This is a genomic window from Flavobacterium frigidum, assembly GCF_048286735.1.
Taxonomy (GTDB): Bacteria; Bacteroidota; Bacteroidia; order Flavobacteriales; family Flavobacteriaceae; genus Flavobacterium.
The window spans coordinates 49,756-68,494 of the sequence record NZ_JBLVPU010000021.1; the positions used below are offsets into that span (position 1 = coordinate 49,756).

Here is an 18,739-nt window from a genome sequence, read left to right on the forward strand (position 1 = left end):
GGGTAGTTTGTCGATTTTAACACGACATACAGACTAGCTTGTTAACAAAAAAAATAAGTTATCAACAAAACAGGCTAAAAATGAGCAAAAGTCTTGCAAGGAACGTATTTCCCATTAAATTTGTGTATTAACAATATTTTTAACCAACAATTAATAACTAATTATTATGAACAAATCAGAATTAATCGATGCTATCGCTGCTGATGCAGGAATAACTAAAGCTGCTGCAAAATTAGCTTTGGAATCGTTTTTAGGTAATGTAGGCGAAACTTTGAAAAAAGGTGGTAGAGTATCTCTAGTAGGTTTTGGATCATGGTCAGTTTCAGCTAGAGCTGCAAGAGACGGAAGAAATCCTCAAACAGGAAAAACTATACAAATTGCAGCAAAAAATGTAGTGAAATTTAAAGCAGGTGCAGAATTAGAAGGCGCAGTAAACTAATTTAGTTACACTAGTATAATCAAAACCTTCCATCTGGAAGGTTTTTTTATGCTTTTAAACGATTTTATTTTGCTATATTATAATAAAAAACATAAATTTAGTAAAAAATACATTCCGATGATTACAGATAAACTAAAGAAAGGAAATTTGCTTATTGCAGAGCCTACTATAATTGGGGATCTATCATTCAACAGATCGGTAATTTTATTAGCTGATTATAATACTGAAGGTTCTGTTGGTTTTATAATTAACAAACCCTTAAAGTATACTATTCACGACTTAATCCCAGATATAGCGGCGCGATTTAAAATATACAATGGCGGCCCGGTAGAGCAGGATAATCTATATTTTATTCATAATATTCCCGAATTGATTCCTAACAGTATTGAAATCTCTAATGGTATCTACTGGGGAGGTGATTTTGAGTCTACCAAGGAATTAATTAACAAAGGTGCTATTAGCAATGATAACATAAGATTCTTTCTTGGATATACTGGCTGGGATGAAAACCAGTTAGAGAATGAAATGGAAAGCAACTCTTGGATTATAACCTCAAACAGTTACGAAAATAAAATTATTGGAAAATCCGCAACACATTTTTGGAAAGAGCAAATTTTAGAATTGGGTGGAGAATACCTTATTTGGTCTAACGCTCCAGAAAATCCGTATTTAAACTAAGAAACACCTATCATTTCGTTTAGTTTGTCTACTAATTTCACAGCCATATATGTACTGAATTCTTTTTTTCGGTATTGTGTTATGGGCTGAATTCCTTTTATAACATTTGTAATGAACAATTCATCTGCTTTTTGAAGATCAAAAGGAGAAATAACGCCTTCTACAACCTCTATATTCTCGATTTTTTTTGCTAAACCTAGGATTTGTCGTCTCATTACACCATTCAAACATCCCTCGGAAATTGGTGGTGTTATAAGTTTATTGCCTTGTAGCATAAAGATATTTCCTTGTAAGGCTTCAACAACATTTTTACTATCGTTTAGTAACAAACAATTATCCAATCCATTTTCATTGGCATAAATGCTTCCCGTTATGTTTATTATTTTATTGGTTGTTTTGACAGAGGAGAGCAGTTGCTTTGTGATATAAAAATCTTTATACAAATCTACTTCATACCTTTTGTTTTCAATTGTGTATGCTTTATTTTCTAAATCAACTGCATGAATAAGATACGAAACTGAGTTATTTTGAGGCAAATAATACCCACCGTCATTTCTATAGACAGTAATTCGGGCACGAGCAGAATCAATTACTTGATTATTTTCAGCTATAGAAAGTATTTGCTCTTCAAGAAATTCCATTGTAAAATTCATTGGGATTTCCATTCGTACTACTCGCATGGCAGACATTAGCCTAAAATAATGATCTTCTAGAAAAAGTATCTTGTTGTTAATGATTTTAACTGTTTCAAAAACAGCATCACCGTATAGAAAAGCTCGGTTCTTTGTTAATACAGTAGCATCTTCGGATATAATAGTTCCATTAAAATTAATCATAAAAAAAGCCCTAAATTTTATTTAGGGCAAATATAAGGTATAAAATACGATTTTACTATACGGAACCTATTAGATGTTTAAGATCGGAAATTTGATTTTCCCACAACAATGTTGCTTCATCAACTTCATCTTTATCTGCAAAATCTACTACCATCAACGATACATCTTTGGTAAGCTCATCTACCAAAATATGCAATTCAAAAAAGTATTCTGTGTCTTTGCTTTGCTCATCAACCCATTTAAATTTTACTTTTTCTCCGGTTTTCTTTGAGGAAAGTCTTGCTTTTTCTTGAGAGTCATTCCAAATAAAAGTAAAAAATTCACCTCGAGAATTCACATTATCAGCAAACCACTCAGATAAACCCGATGGAGTTGATATGTATTGATATAATAATTGAGGAGAAGAATTTATGGGAAACTCGATTTCGTAACGTACTTTTTGTTCCATGAGCTACATTTAATTTTTTCGAAATATATAGAATATAACTCCGAAAAAAAAACGTTTTCAAAAATATTTTTTTTTATTAAAAATATGCTTGCAAGCATTAATATTATTTTTATATTTGCACCCGCATTCAGGGATAGTAAATGGCCTTGAATAATGGCGAGATAGCTCAGTCGGTTAGAGCGCAGGATTCATAACCCTGAGGTCCCGAGTTCAAATCTCGGTCTCGCTACAGACTTAATGTCCAGTAAATCACGGATTAGTGCAAACTAATCCGTTTTTTTATGTCTAAACTTTTAGTAACTTTACACAACATACACGATTACTTACAAGATTTACCTACGAAATCTAACTAGTCACGACTTTATATTCACATAGAAAATGTAGATGTAAAAGCTTGGTGTAAGCTATCCGAAACACAGCAAGAAGATTCACCATTTAAAGAATGGTATGTTTAATATTTTTTTTAAACCCTAAAAAAGGAAAGCTGACTCGTCATTCTAATATCATTTCGAAGTAGTTTTCTGTTTTGCAAATTTTAACTACAACGAGTTTTTAGGAATAGTTTTATCTCTTATGCTACGAAAATAGTTTTGATTTTCGCTCTTCTAAGAATAGATAACTATTATTTCAACGGCGCTAATGGTTTTCGTTGTTAGTTTGAATGTTTATTTAAATTCAATGATTATTCAAAAATAAATCTAAATACTAGTGCGAACAATAGGTCTTAGACGCTGGTGAGAGTATCACACTCGAACTAACCATAAAGCTATTTCTGTTGGATCAAGAAGACGGAACCTTACTATTTTAATTAAGAAATAAACAATGAATTATGAGTTTAGTTCTAATTTAATTACAATTAAAATAAAACTTGCCAGAATGTATTTTAAAACAAAAAAGCCCAACATTACTGCTGAGCTTTCGTTTGATATGAAATCGTCTACCAAATTTTAACACGTTTATCAGTTGCTAAATAAAGTGAATCTGTTGGTTTAATTTTAAATGCTTCATAAAATTCTGGGACGTTGCGTACTACAGCATTAATTCTGAATTTAGCTGGCGAATGTGGATCGGAAGCAATTTGATTGCGTATTGCTTTTTCACGGCTTTTGTCTAGCCATACTTGTCCCCAACCTAAAAACACTCTCTGAATTCCAGTGTAACCATCCATTACTGGTGCCTCTTTGCCGTTAAGGCTTAATTTGTAGGCTTTAATTGCAATACTCAATCCTCCCAAATCTCCAATGTTTTCGCCAAGGGTAAACTCTCCGTTAAGATTTAAATCGGGAAAAACCTTGAAAGCGCTGTATTGATCTACTAAAGATTTTGTTTTGGCTTTAAAAGATGTTAAATCTTGTGGTGTCCACCAGTTTCTCATAACACCTTCACCATCAAAAGTACTTCCTTGATCGTCAAAACCATGGCCAATTTCATGACCAATTACCGCTCCAATTCCGCCATAATTCACTGCATCTTCTGCTTTTAAATTAAAGAAAGGTGGTTGCAAAATAGCTGCTGGAAATACAATTTCGTTTAAGGTAGGATTGTAATAGGCGTTTACCGTTTGAGGTGTCATTCCCCACTCTGCCCTATCAACAGATTTCCCTAACTTGTTTAGCATTCTGTTGTATTCAAATTCTCTAGCTCTTTCTGTATTTCCAAACAAGTCATTTTTGGCCACTTTTAAAGCTGAATAATCTCTCCATTTGTCTGGATAACCAATTTTAATCATGAATTTATCTACTTTGGCAAGTGCTTCTTTCTTGGTGTTTTCACTCATCCAATCTAGCTTCTTGATACTTTCAGCATAAGCTTTCAATAGATTTTTCACCATTCCGGTCATGCGTTCTTTCGCTTCTGGCGAGAAATGCTTTTTTACATATACTTTACCTACTATTTCTCCCAAGCCACCGTTTACAGAATTTACGCCTCTTTTCCAATCTTCTTCCTGAGCTTCTGTACCGTAAAGTGTTTTTCCATAAAAGTCAAAATTTTGTTTGTCTAAAGCCGTAGTTAAATAATTAGCAGTGTTGTTTATCAAACTCCATTTTAGGTAGGTTTTCCAAGTATCTATTGGTGTATTTTTGATAATATTATTTAAGCTTTTGGTATATTCCACCTGAGAAATTACGATTGTTTTTTCTTTATCGATACCTGCATTTTTAAGCATTGCATTCCAATCGAAATCGGCCATTAACTTTTTTAAATCGGCTACATTGTATTTGTTATACAGTTTTGCCGTGTTTCTGGTTTCCTCTTTTTTCATGTGGTTGGTTGCCAATACGGTTTCCAAAGCCATAATTTTAGTAGCACTTTCAGCTGCATTTGGAAGTCCAATCAACTGCAACATTTTTTCTATATGTGCTACATATTTCGCACGCGTTTCTACCATTTTGGCATCGGCTTGCAAATAGTATTCTCTTTCAGGAAGACCTAATCCGCCTTGCCAAGTCATTAAAGTGTACTGTTTTGGGTTTTTAAAATCTTCGGTAACGACAACAGAGAAAGGCATTGAAACACCTGATCTGTTTGATTTTCCAAAATAAGCTGCCAAATCCGAATAATTTGCAATAGCATCAATATTTTTCAATTCTGGTTGAATTGGCGCAATTCCTTTGGCATCGCGATCTTTTCTATTCATGAAAGAGCTGTAGTAATCGCCAATTTTCTGTTCGTCTGAACCTTCGGAAAAAGTACCTTTTGATGCTTCTTCGATAATCGCTTTTACATCTTTTTGAGATTGATCATACAAGACATCAAAAGCACCGTAGGAAGTTTTATCAGCTGGAATTTTATTGTTTTTAACCCAAGTTCCGTTTACATAGGCATCAAAGTTGTCACCAGGATTTACAAGCGTATCCATGTTTTTTTTGGTAACTCCTGAAATTAATTCTTCTTTTTTATTGCACGAAGCCAAAAGGACGACTGCAGCAACAACAGAAATTTTTAGGTTTTTCATTGTTTAAGGTTTAGTAGTTGATTTTTTATATTTTCTTAACTTTCTGAGTGATTAGTTCCTTTTTTAGTAATTTGTTACACTAATAAAATACCAATTGTCTTTTTATAGAATTTAATGAGAGATTATATTTATTTGAAATTATGTTCTTAACTAAGGTATTAAAAATTTTATCCATTTGAATCTTTTGCTACTCTAAAGAAAAAAATTACCTGATACAATACTGTATATTATAAAAGCAAAATTTTATTTCGGTTTTTAGCAACCACGTTTAATCAATAAGGAAAAGTAAATTCTTCTATGGGTTGATTTTCTATTAATTAGTTGCCAGTTATACCTATAATTCGGGATTAAATCCTTTTACAGAATTTACTAATTAAATTATTTCGAATGGATTGAGCATTAAAGTTATTTCTCAACACATGACTCTCCAGTTTGATTTGATAATCCTAACTGTGAAATTATTAAAGTAATTATCTAAATTAATAATTGACTAACGCAACTTTAAAATTAGATTATCGAAATCTAATAGTTAACAATTAATTAGAATAAAAACTACCTGCGAATTCGTTTCTGAAGTATTTTTGTAAATTGAAAAGTTAAACGATGGACATTAAATGATCATAGAATAAAAAACAATTACTAGAATACTAATGCTAATTTGGAATGCTCAGATTTATTAAGTTCAAATTAAATGTGTTCCACTTTACAGATCATTGTTCATCTTCATAAATTATACTCCATGGATTCAGATACTTTTATTTTTTGCCTTGAGGCCGTTGCTGATATTGAAACTGAAACAACTAGCGAAGTTGTAAAAAACTTAGAACAATTAGCTTTTAAGCAGGGAATCACTAGCATTTATAAGACATGCGATACTATTGAGAGTTTAGAGGAAAGTTTAAATACATTGCTTTACGACGATCATAATTTCAAAAATTATGAAATAATCTACTTTGTAATGCAAGGCGAAGCAAATACTATTTGCCTCAATGGATATTATTATAATTTGGAAGAAATAGCAGAAATTTTTGAAGGAAAAATGAAAGGGAAAATTTTACATTTTGCAAATTCAAAGGATTTAAACTTGAGCAACGATGAGGCTCAATATTTCCTGGATGTTACCGGAGCACGGGCTATTTCTGGATACGGTACAGCCTTTACAACATTAACAAGCAGCTACTTGGATACGCTATTTTTTAGTTTATTTGAAGAACTAGATGATCCAGTAGCAATAGTTAATGAATTATTTGAAAAGCAATACGAACGCTGCAAACTGCTTGATTTTAGATTATATCACTAAATTTATTCTTAAACTCTACGAGCCCATTATAATCACGTTCAGGTGTAGCTTGTAAAGTATCTAGTTTATTAATACTGAACTAAATGCTGATTCATTAATTAATATATGTCAAAAAGTATTTTGAGCTCTGATAATAAAATTATTTTGGGACTACTGAACTTAATATTAAAATGTACTATTTTTAATTATATTTGAAATAATAAAATAGACACAATCATAAGCTAACAATATCTAAAAAAAATGAAAATGAAAAAAATAGTAACTGTATTAGCCATTGCCTTTATAACAATAGTTGGAAGTGCTCAAGAAAACAAGGCAAATCCACAAGAAAGAACTAAAAAGGAATCCTGTTGTTCAAAAAAAGATTCCAAATCTAAAGCGATGAGTGCTGAAATGTTAGAAAAGTGCCAAGTGAAATGCAAAGCTGAAGGGAAAAAATGTGATGCTGCCATGACAAAGGCTTCTTCTAAAAAATGTTAAAAATCAAATATTTTAATTATATCCAAAAAAAAACACCGCAGATTTTAGCGGTGTTTTTCGATATTTAGCAATATGCATTTGTAATAATGTCTTGTAAAGCTAGATTGTACTAATCTATGCTGGGCTCTATTTAGCGCGAACGCTCCATTCAAAATCCATCTCTGATACTTGAATCCCTTTTTCATCAGTACCAATAGACTTCATCCAGAAGGTTTGCCCTTCACCGGTAGCTAAAGTTTCTTGAATAGCTTTCTCGATTAAATGCCCATCATTGCAAGTAAAAGTAATTCTTCCGGTTGCTTTTTTTGAAAAATTCCCTTTGTTGTTAGCAACAAGCATCGATATTTTTCTACCACTTTTTTGAATCTGAAACATTACTAAAGCACCTGTAGCCAGTTCTGCCGCCATTGCTTGAACAGCAAAATACATAGAATTGAATGGGTTTTGATTGATCCATCGGTGTTTTACGGATACCACACATTTTTTTTCATTAATAGTCGTGACGCGCACACCACAGATAAACGCTGACGGCAATTTAAAAAAGAGAAATTTATTGAGTTTTGATGCTGTTAGTTTCATAGGTAGTAAATATAAGTTTTTGATAAAAATAAGGTGACGCCATTCATACCTGCTTTTTGAGAGTTTGCATCTTGGCGTACTCCATAATCACAAGGATTTTTGCTAATGTACAAAAAAATACTATGCACGCCTAATACATTATTTTGTTAATTTTTTGTTAATATTAGGTACTATGCGAAACAAGATACTGTCTTTTAGATATATATTTGCATAAGAAATTACTAGGTACAAATAAATAAGCCCTTGTAAAATTTCAATTATCAATCAATCACTAATTAAAAAAAACTAAAATGGAAACCACAATTGAAAAAAATACCGCAACATTTACACACTTGAGTGCATTGACTCAATATTTTATTCCTTTTGGAAATTATATTTTTCCAATACTATTTTGGAGTTCAAAAAAAGAAAGTTCTAAATTTGTGGATCACCACGGAAAGCAAGTGCTAAATTTTCAGTTGAGTTTATTATTGTATTCTTTAGTGCTTGTTTTAATCGCTGTTCCTACATTTTTAATCACACTTTTTAATAATGTTCCTTTTGAGGCGGTGGTTAATGATCACGATTTTGTTTTTAGAAATTTTAACATAGATGGAAACATAGGAATGGTAACAGTAGGGATAATAGCTGTTGTACTATTTGGTCTTTTGAAAGTAGCTGAATTCTTTTTAATCATATATGCCTCTATCAAAACATCAAACGGTGAAAAATACAACTATCCGATAACGATTCCATTTATCAAATAAACGCTCTCATCAAGCGAATTCCCTAGCCCCGATTGCAATGGAAATCCTTTTTTATTTTTTTTTAAAATAAAAAAGATTGTAATGAAAAGCGGGATTAAGCTACAAAAAAAATAAGTTATTCAAAACTGCTTTGTACGTTGCAAAGAAAATTCAATCATCAATCAAAAAATGAACTATTTAATCCAAACAAAATCAAAAAAAAGAAATTATGAACATTGAAAACACAAAAGCCCAGATGCGTAAAGGTGTTCTCGAGTTTTGCATCTTATCAGTTCTAAAAGAAAAAGATGCCTATACTTCGGAAATATTAGACACCTTAAAAAACGCAAAGTTATTAGTAGTTGAGGGAACCATTTATCCTTTACTAACCCGATTGAAAAATGATGGATTGCTCAACTACCGTTGGGAAGAGTCCACATCTGGACCGCCAAGAAAGTATTACGGTCTAACCGAAATAGGACAAACATTTTTAAAAGAACTTAGTGGCACTTGGACTGACTTATCTGATGCCGTAAACCTTATAACCAACCAAAAACAATAGTCATGAACAAAACTGTAAATATAAATCTAGGCGGAATGATTTTTCATATTGATGAAGATGCATACCAAAAATTAACACGATATTTTGATGCCATAAAACGTTCTTTATCGAACTCATCAGGACATGATGAAATTATAAAAGATATTGAAATGCGTGTTTCGGAATTACTGAATGAAAAACTGGTAAACGACAAACAAGTCGTAGGTTTAAGAGATGTAGATGCGGTTATTGCCGTTATGGGACAACCAGAGGACTACATTATAGAGGATGAGTTAAAAGGAGCTACATCCTATAACTCTACTGCAAACACTAGAACAAAAAAATTATACCGCGATAAAGAAAAAGGAATGATTGGCGGTGTAGCTTCTGGTTTAGGTCATTATTTTGGACTAGACGCTGTTTGGATAAGAATTGTATTGATACTACTCGTTTTTGCTGCATTTGGAACTGGAATTTTAGCCTATATCATCCTCTGGATTGTTACACCGGAGGCTATTACAACTTCTGAAAAACTAGAAATGACGGGAGAACCAGTAACTATTTCTAATATTGAAAAAAAAGTAAGAGAGGAATTTGAAAATGTTTCAGATAAATTGAAAAATGTTGATTACGATAAATACGGGAATCAAATAAAAACAGGTGCAGGTAGATTGGGAAATTCCTTTGGTGATTTTGTCATGACCGTTTTCAAAGTTTTTGCTAAGTTTTTAGGAGTAATTTTGATCATTACTGGCATAACAGTATTATTTTTTCTGCTGGTGGGTATTTTTACACTTGGATCTGGATTATTTATTGATTTTCCTTGGCAGGGCTTTATAGAATCAGGTAATTTTACAGATTATCCGATATGGGCTTTTGGACTTTTGATGTTCTTTGCTGTTGGAATTCCTTTCTTTTTCCTAGCGTTATTAGGGTTCAAATTATTAGCTCCCAATATGAAATCTATTGGAAACATTGCAAAATACACCTTGCTAGCACTTTGGTTGATTGCGGTTTCAATAGCGATATCAATTGGAATAAAACAAGCAAGTGCATTTGCAGTAGACGGTCGAGTGGTTAAGAAAGAAATCATTAATTTGAATCCAAATGACACTCTTTATATCAAATTCAGACACAATGATTATTTTGCTAAAAACGTTGAAGACCGCACTGATTTTACAGTAAGCCAAGATTCTACGGGTACTGATGTCATTTATTCTAATCAGGTTAGTTTTAAAATAGAAAACACAGATGAAAAACAACCTTACATCCAAATTGAAAAAGAGGCAAAAGGAAAATCATTGTCAGAAGCTAAAAAAAGAGCCGAAAAAATTAAATATGCTTATACAATAATTGGAAATCAATTGATTTTAGACAACTATTTATTAACCGATTTAAAAAATAAATTCAGAGATCAGGAAATTGAAATAACATTATATTTACCTAAAGGAACTTTAATAAAACCAGATGCATCTTTGAGAAATTATGATCATACTGATGGAGATTACTTCTTATGGAATCCAGATTCAAATAACGAAATCTACAAGGTAGAAGATAATAAAATAAGATGTCTAAATTGTCCTACTGATGAAAATGAATATAATAAAAGTGAAAATGACAGTACTGAAACGTCTGTAACTATTAACGAAGACGGAATTTCTGTAACAAATGACACTTTGATTAATTCAAAAAACAACATTAAAGAATTAAAAATAAATAAAGACGGTATCATCATTAAAACAAATTAGTCATGTTAAAAATCATCACATTAATCACAAAATTCATTCTGGTTGCCATAATAGCATTGTTATTTGCCTCGTGCAACCACTCTATTAATTTGAATTCAATAAAGGGAAGTGGAAACATAACCACGGAGAAACGCATAGTTGAGGGCAATTTTAAAAGCATAGAAGTCAGCAATAGCATAGATGTCGTTATTGAACAATCAAACGAAACTGGAATAATGGTTGAAGCTGATGACAACTTGCAAAAACACATTAGTACAACTGTAGAAAATGGAATACTGGTAATATCATGTGATGAAACGTATTTTATCAATACCGAAGTTATGAAAGTAACCGTTAAAATGCCTGTAATTGAGCAACTCGAAGCCAGTAGCGATGCTTCAATTACTAGTAAGAACACCATAAAAGGAGAGAATATAGCACTAAATACATCAAGTGCTGCGACAATAGATCTCATTATAGAGGCGGATGATATTACCTGCGATTCTAGTAGCGGAAGCACTATCAAAATTAATGGTCTTGCTTTAAATATACAATTGAGTGCCTCTAGTGGCAGTGCGATCGACGCCAAAAATTTGGCCTCGAATGAAGTCACTGCCGATGTATCCAGCGGTGCAACTATTAATACCAATGCCATTGTGAGTTTAGATGCAGAAGCATCAAGTGGCGGAAGCATAAGCTATAGCAAAGAACCAAAATCAATTCGTAAAGAATCTAATTCTGGGGGCAGTATCAGCAGGATATAAATAATTTTGAAAAGTCATAAAAAACATTCTCTAATCAAGGATGTTTTTTTTGAACCCCATTTAAAAAAATAATACATTTTTAACAATCTAAACCCTATTTTTTAATCATTTTAAAGATCGAAATCAAGATCGCAACCAACAATCATCAATCAAAAAATCACATTATGAAAAACATTTTCTTTAAAGCTACACCTTATTTAGCTTTGTTTTTTGGAGTAGCGTCACTCCAAGCACAAGAGACCAAAACTGTAACTACTGTAAACAATAAAAGTGCGTCAAAATACAACTATCACGATTCTTTTGGTCCCAATTTTTATACTAAATATGGCACAGAATCGAGGTCAGCGAGCGGACAACCTGGGGCAAAATATTGGCAGAACAAAGCAGACTATAAATTAACTGCTATTTTGAATGAAAAGAACAACGAAATTATTGGTTCAGAAATTTTAACGTACACTAACAACAGTCCAGATAAAATTTCTTTTTTGTGGATGAATGTCGATCAAAATTTGTTTAAAAATGATTCAAGAGGCGAAAAAATAACCTCCATAGCAGGCAGTCGTAACGGTGATAAAGGACAAATTTTTGACGGAGGACATAAAATAAAATCTATTAAGATAGTCACTAACAAAAAAGGCAAAACCATAGAAACTGATGCGAAATTTGAAATAATTGATACTAGAATGCAAGTATTTCTTCCGCAAGAGATAAACCCAAATGGTGGCAGTGTACAACTTAAAATTGATTTTTCATTTATTTCACCTGACTTTGGGTCGGATAGAATGGGTGTTTTAGACACTAAAAATGGAAAAGTATTTACCATGGCGCAATGGTACCCTAGAATGTGTGTTTATGATGATGTAAAAGGCTGGAACACTTTACCTTATTTAGGAGCTGGCGAATTTTATTTGGAATTTGGCGATTTTGACGTTACCATTACAGCACCTGCAAATCATATTGTAGTAAGCTCCGGTGAATTAGTCAATCCGTTAGAAGTGTACACAGCAGAACAATTGAATAGGTGGGCATTAGCTGCTAAAAGCGACAAGACAGTTGTAATCCGATCAGCAGCCGAAGTGACAAATACAACTTCTAGACCTACTGGAAAATCAACTTTAGATTGGCATTTTAAAATAAAAAATGCTCGTGATGTTTCTTGGGCATCCTCAGCTGCATTTGTTATTGATGCCGCGAAAATTAATTTACCAAGTGGTAAAAAATCGTTAGCTATTTCAGCATATCCTGTTGAAAGCGCTGGTCAAGATGCTTGGAGTCGTGCAACGGAATACACCAAATCATCTGTTGAAAATTACTCTAAACGTTGGTTCGAATATCCGTATGCAACTGCCACCAATGTAGCTGGAAATGAAGGCGGAATGGAATATCCCGCTATTGTTTTTTGCGACTGGAAGTCAAAAGACAGAGAGTTGTGGAGAGTTACGGATCATGAATTTGGACATGGATGGTTCCCCATGATTGTGGGCTCTAACGAACGTTTATTTGCTTGGATGGATGAAGGATTGAATACATTTATCAATTCATTGAGTGTCGAAGATTTCAATAAGGGAGAATATAAATCTAAACGACCTTCAGATATGCAACGAATGGCAGATATGTTAACCAATGCAGAATTAGAACCTATAATGACTGCACCCGACGGGATGAAAGAATCGAACTTAGGATTATTGGCGTATGAAAAACCATCTTCAGGTTTGATTATGCTACGAGAGCAAGTGCTAGGCAAGGATCGTTTTGACAAGGCTTTTAGAGTATATACAGAGCGTTGGGCTTTTAAACATCCCACGCCAGATGATTTTTTTAGAACAATAGAAAATGTTTCTGGAGAGGATTTAAACTGGTTTTGGAGAGCTTGGTTCGTCAATAATTGGAGTCTAGATCAAGGCATTACTAAAATTAAATATTTAAAAAATGACCCGAAATTAGGAGCACAAATTTATATTGAAAATTTAGAAAAAATGGCCATGCCAGTAGTTTTAGAAATCAAAACTAAAAGTGGAGCCACTTCAAGAGTTCAACTTCCAGTAGAAATCTGGCAACGCAATACGAATTGGGCATTCAAAAATAATTCAACCGAAGAGATAGCATCCATTACCATCGATCCAGATCATGCCTTACCAGATACCAATACACAAAATAATGTGTGGACCGCCGATAAAAGTGAGTTGGAAAAAGCAGTTATTTTAGACGCTTACCTTGGAAGTTTTTCAAGCAAACAGATTCCAATAGAAATCACTTTAACAGATGAAAATGGGAATCTTACCGGAATTGCTACAGATCAACCCACGCTTACTTTTGAATCGATAGGTACAGATACATTTAGTTATTCACCAGCAGGAATTGAAATTCATTTTAAAGAATCCAAAAATGAGTTTACTCTTAAGGTAAATGGACAAGAATTTTTATTCAATAAAAAGTAAGCTAAACATCTTTTTGAAGTAATCTACTTCTCCATTTATTTATTACTATCAAAAAAATCATCCGCTACAAGTGGATGATTTTTTTTACATTTGTGTAGATATAAAATTAAAATATTATGAGAAAGTATACGCTGTTATTCCTGCTGTTTGTTTTAACGACAGTAGCTTTTGGGCAAAAGAAAGATAAAATCAAAGGATCTAAGATAGTAACAACAGAGCAAAGAAAAATTGATGACTTCGAATCACTTACCGTTGAAGACAATCTAGAAGTGTATTTGGAAAGAGGGGAAAGAGCAGAACTAAAAATCGAAGCTGATGAAAATTTACATGATATTATTGCGCTAGATGAAAGTGATAATTCCCTTCGAATTTACACTTCAAAACAAGCAACTAACTTCAAAAAATTAATTGTCAGAATAACGTATACGAGCGATCTAAAATCAATTACCTCTAAAAACGAAACCACGGTAACTGCTATTCAAGAAGTTTTATTAGATGATTTCGCCTTGAAAGCGAATGATGCATCCAAGTTGTTTATGAATGTTAATGCTTCAAAATTCGTACTACAATCCAATGATAAATCAAAAACAGAGCTCAACATAAAATCAGACAACACAACTATTGAATTAAGTAAAAATAGTTCCTTGAAGGCCTTAATCACCGCAACTAATCTAAAAATAGATATGTACCAAAAATCAGATGCGACTCTTGAAGGAGAAGCTACTAGTGCTGTGATACGATTAGACAATAATGCCAGTTTAACGGCAAACAAATTAACTCTAAAAAATGCGGATGTGACGACAGAAAGTTATTCCAATTGCAGTGTTAATGTTAGTACAACCGTAGTGATTGATGCGGCAAATAAAAGTGAAATCCAATTGGTAGGAACTCCAAAAATCGAAATTAGAAAATTTGCTGATGAAGCCAAATTGATTAAAAAATTGAAATAGTTGGTTAAGTCAACGAAAAAATCACCATGAAACAATTCGTATTTTTAATTCTACTTTTTTCCAGTTTGCGCAGTTATTGTCAAGAAAAAAGTCATTTCTTTCTAAATTATACCCTTAATGAAACCTATTCAACCGATATTTTGGATCAATTTTATAAATTCATTAACGAACCTTTAGATCATGAAAAAGGGAATTATTGGGTAGAAAGTGCATACTTTAAAAATCCAGATGCTGAAATTCAGAACATATTCAATGATGCAAAAAATCACAAAATAACCATTTTATCTATTATTAAAATTGATGAGAAAAGGAGTGTGATTAAAATCGCTTTAATCAAAGCTAATAATAATTTCGGCAATCTCTTTGCGATTTACAATTTCATATCAGATAGTAGCGAGAACAAAGTAAGATTTGAGAATATTTTAGACTATAATGTTAAAAATTTTAAAGTATTTATTGTTGATGAGATAAAATATTTAACCTATCAAGAATACTCCTTTGATAAAAAAAATGCAGACAAACTTGTTCAATTTAACAAACAGATGGCAACCTTTTTTGAGAAAGAAGTAATATCGTTTACATATTTTCTATGCAAAGATATGAATCACTTTAGAATGATAAGAGGTTTTGATTTTGATGACATGATGGTCAGTCAAAATCAAATTGGCGCAGAAACATTTCCTTCTGAAAATTTAATTTTTTCAGGAAACAATTCTGAATATTATCCTCATGAAGTTGTGCATTTATACACACATAGCTATTTTCCCCGAACACATCAAATTTTAGATGAAGGTATTGCAACATATTTTGGCGGTTCTAAAGGACTTGAATTTAAAGAACACATAAGTAAATTAAAAAATCATCTAATAAAAATGATATTAATATTTATGAAAAACTTTTTAAAGAAAGTCAGCATTATGTCTTAGATGACACAACCTCCCTTTGGTACACAATTGGCGCTCTATTATGTGATATTGCACTAAATAAATACGGAAAAGAAACTCTATTGTCTTTAATGAATTCTGGAAAAAAAGACGAGGATCTATTACTAGCAATTGAAGAAAAATTAAACATTAAAAGAGAAAATTTGGACACTTTTATTAAAAAACAATTACTTGATTACCAATAAATTTTCTCATTTATTAGTGAAGTAAGTCAAGTGAAATTCAAACAAAACAGAAAAGCCGAAAAATAAGTATTGTGATCTGTCCAAAATTATCATTAAAAAAATGAGCCCGACTATATATCGGGCTCCTTTTTATTGGTTAAATTGTAACTATTTTACTGAAAGTTTTAAGAATTAAAATTTTTCATTTTAATTCTAACCGATTCTGATTACTCTTTAGCAGCCAAATATCTTTCAGCATCCAGAGCAGCCATACAACCGGTTCCAGCAGCAGTAATTGCCTGACGGTACACATGATCAGCAGCATCTCCAGATACGAAAACACCTTCAACATTTGTTTTTGAACTTCCTGGAGTATTCACAATATATCCAGTTTCGTCTAGTGTGATAAAATCTTTGAAAATATCAGTATTGGGTTTGTGACCAATAGCCACGAAGAAACCGGTTGCAGGAATATCAAAAGTTTCACCAGTAGATTTATTTAGCGCTTTTACACCCGTAACCACTTGTTCATCACCTAATACCTCAACTGTATCATGGTTCATTAGGATGGTAATATTTTTGGTTTTGCGAACGCGTGCTTCCATAATTTTTGAAGCTCTAAATTTCTCGCTTCGTACCAACATGGTTACTTTTTTACACAACTTAGACAAATAATGCGCTTCTTCACAAGCAGAATCTCCTGCTCCTACGATAACCACTTCTTGATTTCTATAGAAAAAACCATCACAAACAGCACATGCAGAAACTCCACCACCCATTTTTAAGTAGTGTTGCTCTGATGGTAATCCTAAATATTTAGCTGACGCTCCAGTCGAAATAATAACCGTTTCACAATGCAACTCTTTAGTCTCATTGATCCAAACTTTATGAATATCGCCAGAGAAATCTACTTTCGTTGCCCAACCATCACGCACATCAGTACCAAAACGTTGTGCTTGTGCTTGTAAACCCACCATCATTTCTGGTCCTGTAATTCCTTCTGGATTTCCTGGCCAGTTTTCGACTTCATTTGTAGTTGTTAATTGGCCACCCGGCTGCATTCCTTGGTATACAACAGGATTCATGTTGGCTCTAGCCGCATAAATTGCCGCAGTATATCCTGCTGGACCAGAACCTATAATAAGACATTTAATTTTTTCGATTGTATCTGACATAATAAGAGTGAATTATAATTTTACGGTGCAAAAATAAGATTTAATTACGGTACAAAGGAGAATGTTGTATCAGTTTTAATTATTTTGGAATAGAAAAATCACTTCTGTAGCAAGGAGAACCGATTTAAAGTAAGAGCGGCAGTGTTTATTCTGAAAACGGAAATTCGAACCTGCGGCCTTCCCAATCTTTAGCTTTTACTTTAAAATGCGCACTTAAAGAACGACGAAGTCTTTTCTCTACTATCACAGACGTATAACCTACATTATAAATTTCGTGAGTTTTCGAAAATAGGATGTAAACGTAAAAAATTGCTTTTAAAAATAAAAAAAGCCGAACGATATCGTTCGGCTTTTGTCGGGGTGGCAGTGTTTATTCCGAAAACGGAAATTCGAACCTGCGGCCTTCCCGATTTGTAATCGGGACGCGATAACCATTGCCTATTTTGAAATTAATGCTTCTATTTTAGCTTTACTTTTCCACTATTTTATTTCCTGCTCGCGTGCAATTGCTAAAGATTTTTGGTCAAATAATTCAGAATAAACGACTTCCCAATCTTTGGCTCTTGCTGTAAATCCTTTATGAGCACTCAAATGACTTCGCAATCTTTCTTCTATAACCATGGAATTAGAACCTATATAATACATGTCTCGTGATTTCGAAAATAGGATGTAAACGTAAAACATTGCTTTTAAAAATAAAAAAAGCCGAACGATATCGTTCGGCTTTTGTCGGAGTGGCAGAGTTTATTCCGAAAACGGAAATTCGAACCTGCGGCCTTCCCGATTTGCAATCGGGACGCGATAACCATTGCATATTTTGGAATTAATGCTTCTATTTTAACTTTACTTTTCCACTTTTTTATTTCCTACTCGCGTGCAATTGCTAAAGATTTTTGGTCAAATAATTCAGAATAAACGATTTCCCAATCTTTGGCTCTTGCTGTAAATCCTTTATGAGCACTCAAATGACGTCGCAATCTTTCTTCTACAACCATGGAAGTAGAACCTACATAATAGATTTCGTGAGTTTTCGAAAATAGGATGTAGACGTAAAACATTGCTTTTAAAAATAAAAAAAAGCCGAACGATATCGTTCGGCTTTTGTCGGGGTGGCAGTGTTTATTCCGAAAACGGAAATTCGAACCTGCGGCCTTCCCGATTTGCAATCGGGACGCGATAACCAATGCCTATTTTGAAATTAATGCTTCTATTTTAGCTTTCCTTTTCCACTTTTTTATTTCCTGCTCGCGTGAAATTGCTAAAGATTTTTGGTCAAATAATTCAGAATAAACGACTTCCCAATCTTTGGCTCTTGCTGTAAATCCTTTATGAGCACTCAAATGACGTCGCAGTCTTTCTTGCAATGTCATTGAGGTAGAACCTACATAATAGATTTCGTGAGTTTTCGAAAATAGGATGTAGACGTAAAACATAGTTTTTTTAAAATAAAAAAAGCCGAACGAGTAGACTGCCCCCATAAAGTTAGACACTATTTGGGGGTATTTTTATGGAAAGAAAAGTCAAGTATGATTATGCGTTTAAGCTCGAATGCGTAAAATTAGTATTGGAAAAACATTATTCATGTAATTATGTTT

The 18,739-nt window shown here is 32.9% G+C and carries 19 protein-coding genes and 1 tRNA gene; 12 read left to right on the forward strand and 8 right to left on the reverse strand.

What is annotated here, in order from left to right; all coding sequences use genetic code 11:
* The first annotated feature begins 166 nt into the window (after positions 1 to 166).
* Both ACNQGO_RS12535 and ACNQGO_RS12540 read left to right on the forward strand, forming a co-directional pair.
* A complete protein-coding gene (locus tag ACNQGO_RS12535; RefSeq protein WP_026706853.1) occupies positions 167 to 439 on the forward strand; it encodes an HU family DNA-binding protein in 273 nt (90 codons plus the stop codon).
* Positions 440 to 556: 117 nt separating this feature from the next.
* On the forward strand, positions 557 to 1,117 hold the full coding sequence (locus ACNQGO_RS12540) for a YqgE/AlgH family protein (RefSeq protein ID WP_309760679.1): 561 nt from the start codon (positions 557 to 559) through the stop codon (positions 1,115 to 1,117).
* Here the strand turns inward: ACNQGO_RS12540 and ACNQGO_RS12545 are convergent.
* Positions 1,114 to 1,953 (reverse strand): aminotransferase class IV, encoded by an 840-nt coding sequence (locus ACNQGO_RS12545; RefSeq protein ID WP_417985454.1) that lies wholly within the window; start codon positions 1,951 to 1,953, stop codon positions 1,114 to 1,116. The two genes, ACNQGO_RS12540 and ACNQGO_RS12545, sit on opposite strands and share 4 nt — an antisense overlap.
* A 55-nt stretch (positions 1,954 to 2,008) precedes the next feature.
* Positions 2,009 to 2,401 (reverse strand): START-like domain-containing protein, encoded by a 393-nt coding sequence (locus tag ACNQGO_RS12550; RefSeq protein ID WP_417985455.1) that lies wholly within the window; start codon positions 2,399 to 2,401, stop codon positions 2,009 to 2,011.
* A 155-nt stretch (positions 2,402 to 2,556) separates the two neighbouring features.
* On the opposite strand from ACNQGO_RS12550, the gene ACNQGO_RS12555 reads away from it, so the two are divergent.
* Positions 2,557 to 2,630 (forward strand) — tRNA-Met (locus tag ACNQGO_RS12555).
* A 708-nt stretch (positions 2,631 to 3,338) separates the two neighbouring features.
* On the opposite strand, the gene ACNQGO_RS12560 is transcribed toward ACNQGO_RS12555, so the two are convergent.
* Positions 3,339 to 5,357, reverse strand: coding sequence for a M13 family metallopeptidase (locus tag ACNQGO_RS12560; RefSeq protein ID WP_417985456.1), 2,019 nt, complete (start codon positions 5,355 to 5,357; stop codon positions 3,339 to 3,341).
* Positions 5,358 to 6,096: 739 nt separating this feature from the next.
* On the opposite strand from ACNQGO_RS12560, the gene ACNQGO_RS12565 reads away from it, so the two are divergent.
* Both ACNQGO_RS12565 and ACNQGO_RS12570 read left to right on the forward strand, forming a co-directional pair.
* Positions 6,097 to 6,657, forward strand: a complete 561-nt coding sequence (locus tag ACNQGO_RS12565; protein WP_417985457.1) for a DUF6642 family protein — start codon at positions 6,097 to 6,099, stop codon at positions 6,655 to 6,657.
* Between the two features lie 246 nt (positions 6,658 to 6,903).
* The gene (locus ACNQGO_RS12570) at positions 6,904 to 7,137 is read left to right on the forward strand and encodes a hypothetical protein (RefSeq protein WP_417948024.1); all 234 of its coding nucleotides are present in this window, start codon (positions 6,904 to 6,906) and stop codon (positions 7,135 to 7,137) included.
* 126 nt (positions 7,138 to 7,263) lie between these two features.
* Here the strand turns inward: ACNQGO_RS12570 and ACNQGO_RS12575 are convergent, their stop codons facing one another.
* Complete coding sequence (locus ACNQGO_RS12575) at positions 7,264 to 7,716, reverse strand: DUF4442 domain-containing protein (protein ID WP_417985458.1); 453 nt, start codon at positions 7,714 to 7,716, stop codon at positions 7,264 to 7,266.
* A 290-nt stretch (positions 7,717 to 8,006) separates the two neighbouring features.
* Here ACNQGO_RS12575 and ACNQGO_RS12580 point away from each other — a divergent pair, with 290 nt between their 5' ends.
* The 7 genes from ACNQGO_RS12580 (at position 8,007) to ACNQGO_RS12610 (ending at position 15,787) form a co-directional block, all read left to right on the forward strand.
* Entirely contained in the window at positions 8,007 to 8,462 is a 456-nt protein-coding gene (locus ACNQGO_RS12580; RefSeq protein WP_417985459.1) for a DUF4870 domain-containing protein, read from the forward strand.
* A gap of 208 nt (positions 8,463 to 8,670) precedes the next feature.
* A complete protein-coding gene (locus ACNQGO_RS12585; RefSeq protein ID WP_417985460.1) occupies positions 8,671 to 9,003 on the forward strand; it encodes a PadR family transcriptional regulator in 333 nt (110 codons plus the stop codon).
* A gap of 2 nt (positions 9,004 to 9,005) precedes the next feature.
* Positions 9,006 to 10,730, forward strand: coding sequence for a PspC domain-containing protein (locus tag ACNQGO_RS12590; RefSeq protein WP_417985461.1), 1,725 nt, complete (start codon positions 9,006 to 9,008; stop codon positions 10,728 to 10,730).
* Positions 10,731 to 10,732: 2 nt separating this feature from the next.
* Entirely contained in the window at positions 10,733 to 11,473 is a 741-nt protein-coding gene (locus ACNQGO_RS12595) for a head GIN domain-containing protein (RefSeq protein ID WP_417985462.1), read from the forward strand.
* A gap of 164 nt (positions 11,474 to 11,637) precedes the next feature.
* Entirely contained in the window at positions 11,638 to 13,911 is a 2,274-nt protein-coding gene (locus ACNQGO_RS12600; RefSeq protein WP_417978863.1) for a M1 family metallopeptidase, read from the forward strand.
* Between the two features lie 116 nt (positions 13,912 to 14,027).
* Complete coding sequence (locus tag ACNQGO_RS12605) at positions 14,028 to 14,861, forward strand: GIN domain-containing protein (protein ID WP_417985463.1); 834 nt, start codon at positions 14,028 to 14,030, stop codon at positions 14,859 to 14,861.
* Positions 14,862 to 14,887: 26 nt separating this feature from the next.
* Entirely contained in the window at positions 14,888 to 15,787 is a 900-nt protein-coding gene (locus ACNQGO_RS12610; protein ID WP_417947867.1) for a hypothetical protein, read from the forward strand.
* Between the two features lie 409 nt (positions 15,788 to 16,196).
* Here ACNQGO_RS12610 and trxB read toward each other — a convergent pair whose 3' ends face one another.
* From trxB to ACNQGO_RS12630, 4 genes are all read right to left on the reverse strand, one after another.
* Entirely contained in the window at positions 16,197 to 17,144 is a 948-nt protein-coding gene (gene trxB / locus ACNQGO_RS12615) for a thioredoxin-disulfide reductase (RefSeq protein WP_417985464.1), read from the reverse strand.
* A 480-nt stretch (positions 17,145 to 17,624) separates the two neighbouring features.
* On the reverse strand, positions 17,625 to 17,828 hold the full coding sequence (locus tag ACNQGO_RS12620) for a GIY-YIG nuclease family protein (protein ID WP_417985465.1): 204 nt from the start codon (positions 17,826 to 17,828) through the stop codon (positions 17,625 to 17,627).
* Between the two features lie 182 nt (positions 17,829 to 18,010).
* On the reverse strand, positions 18,011 to 18,202 hold the full coding sequence (locus ACNQGO_RS12625; RefSeq protein WP_417971059.1) for a GIY-YIG nuclease family protein: 192 nt from the start codon (positions 18,200 to 18,202) through the stop codon (positions 18,011 to 18,013).
* Between the two features lie 129 nt (positions 18,203 to 18,331).
* Positions 18,332 to 18,577 carry a GIY-YIG nuclease family protein gene (locus ACNQGO_RS12630; protein ID WP_417971057.1) on the reverse strand — a complete coding sequence of 82 codons (246 nt, stop codon included), beginning with the start codon at positions 18,575 to 18,577 and terminating at the stop codon, positions 18,332 to 18,334.
* Between the last annotated feature and the right edge of the window lie 162 nt (positions 18,578 to 18,739).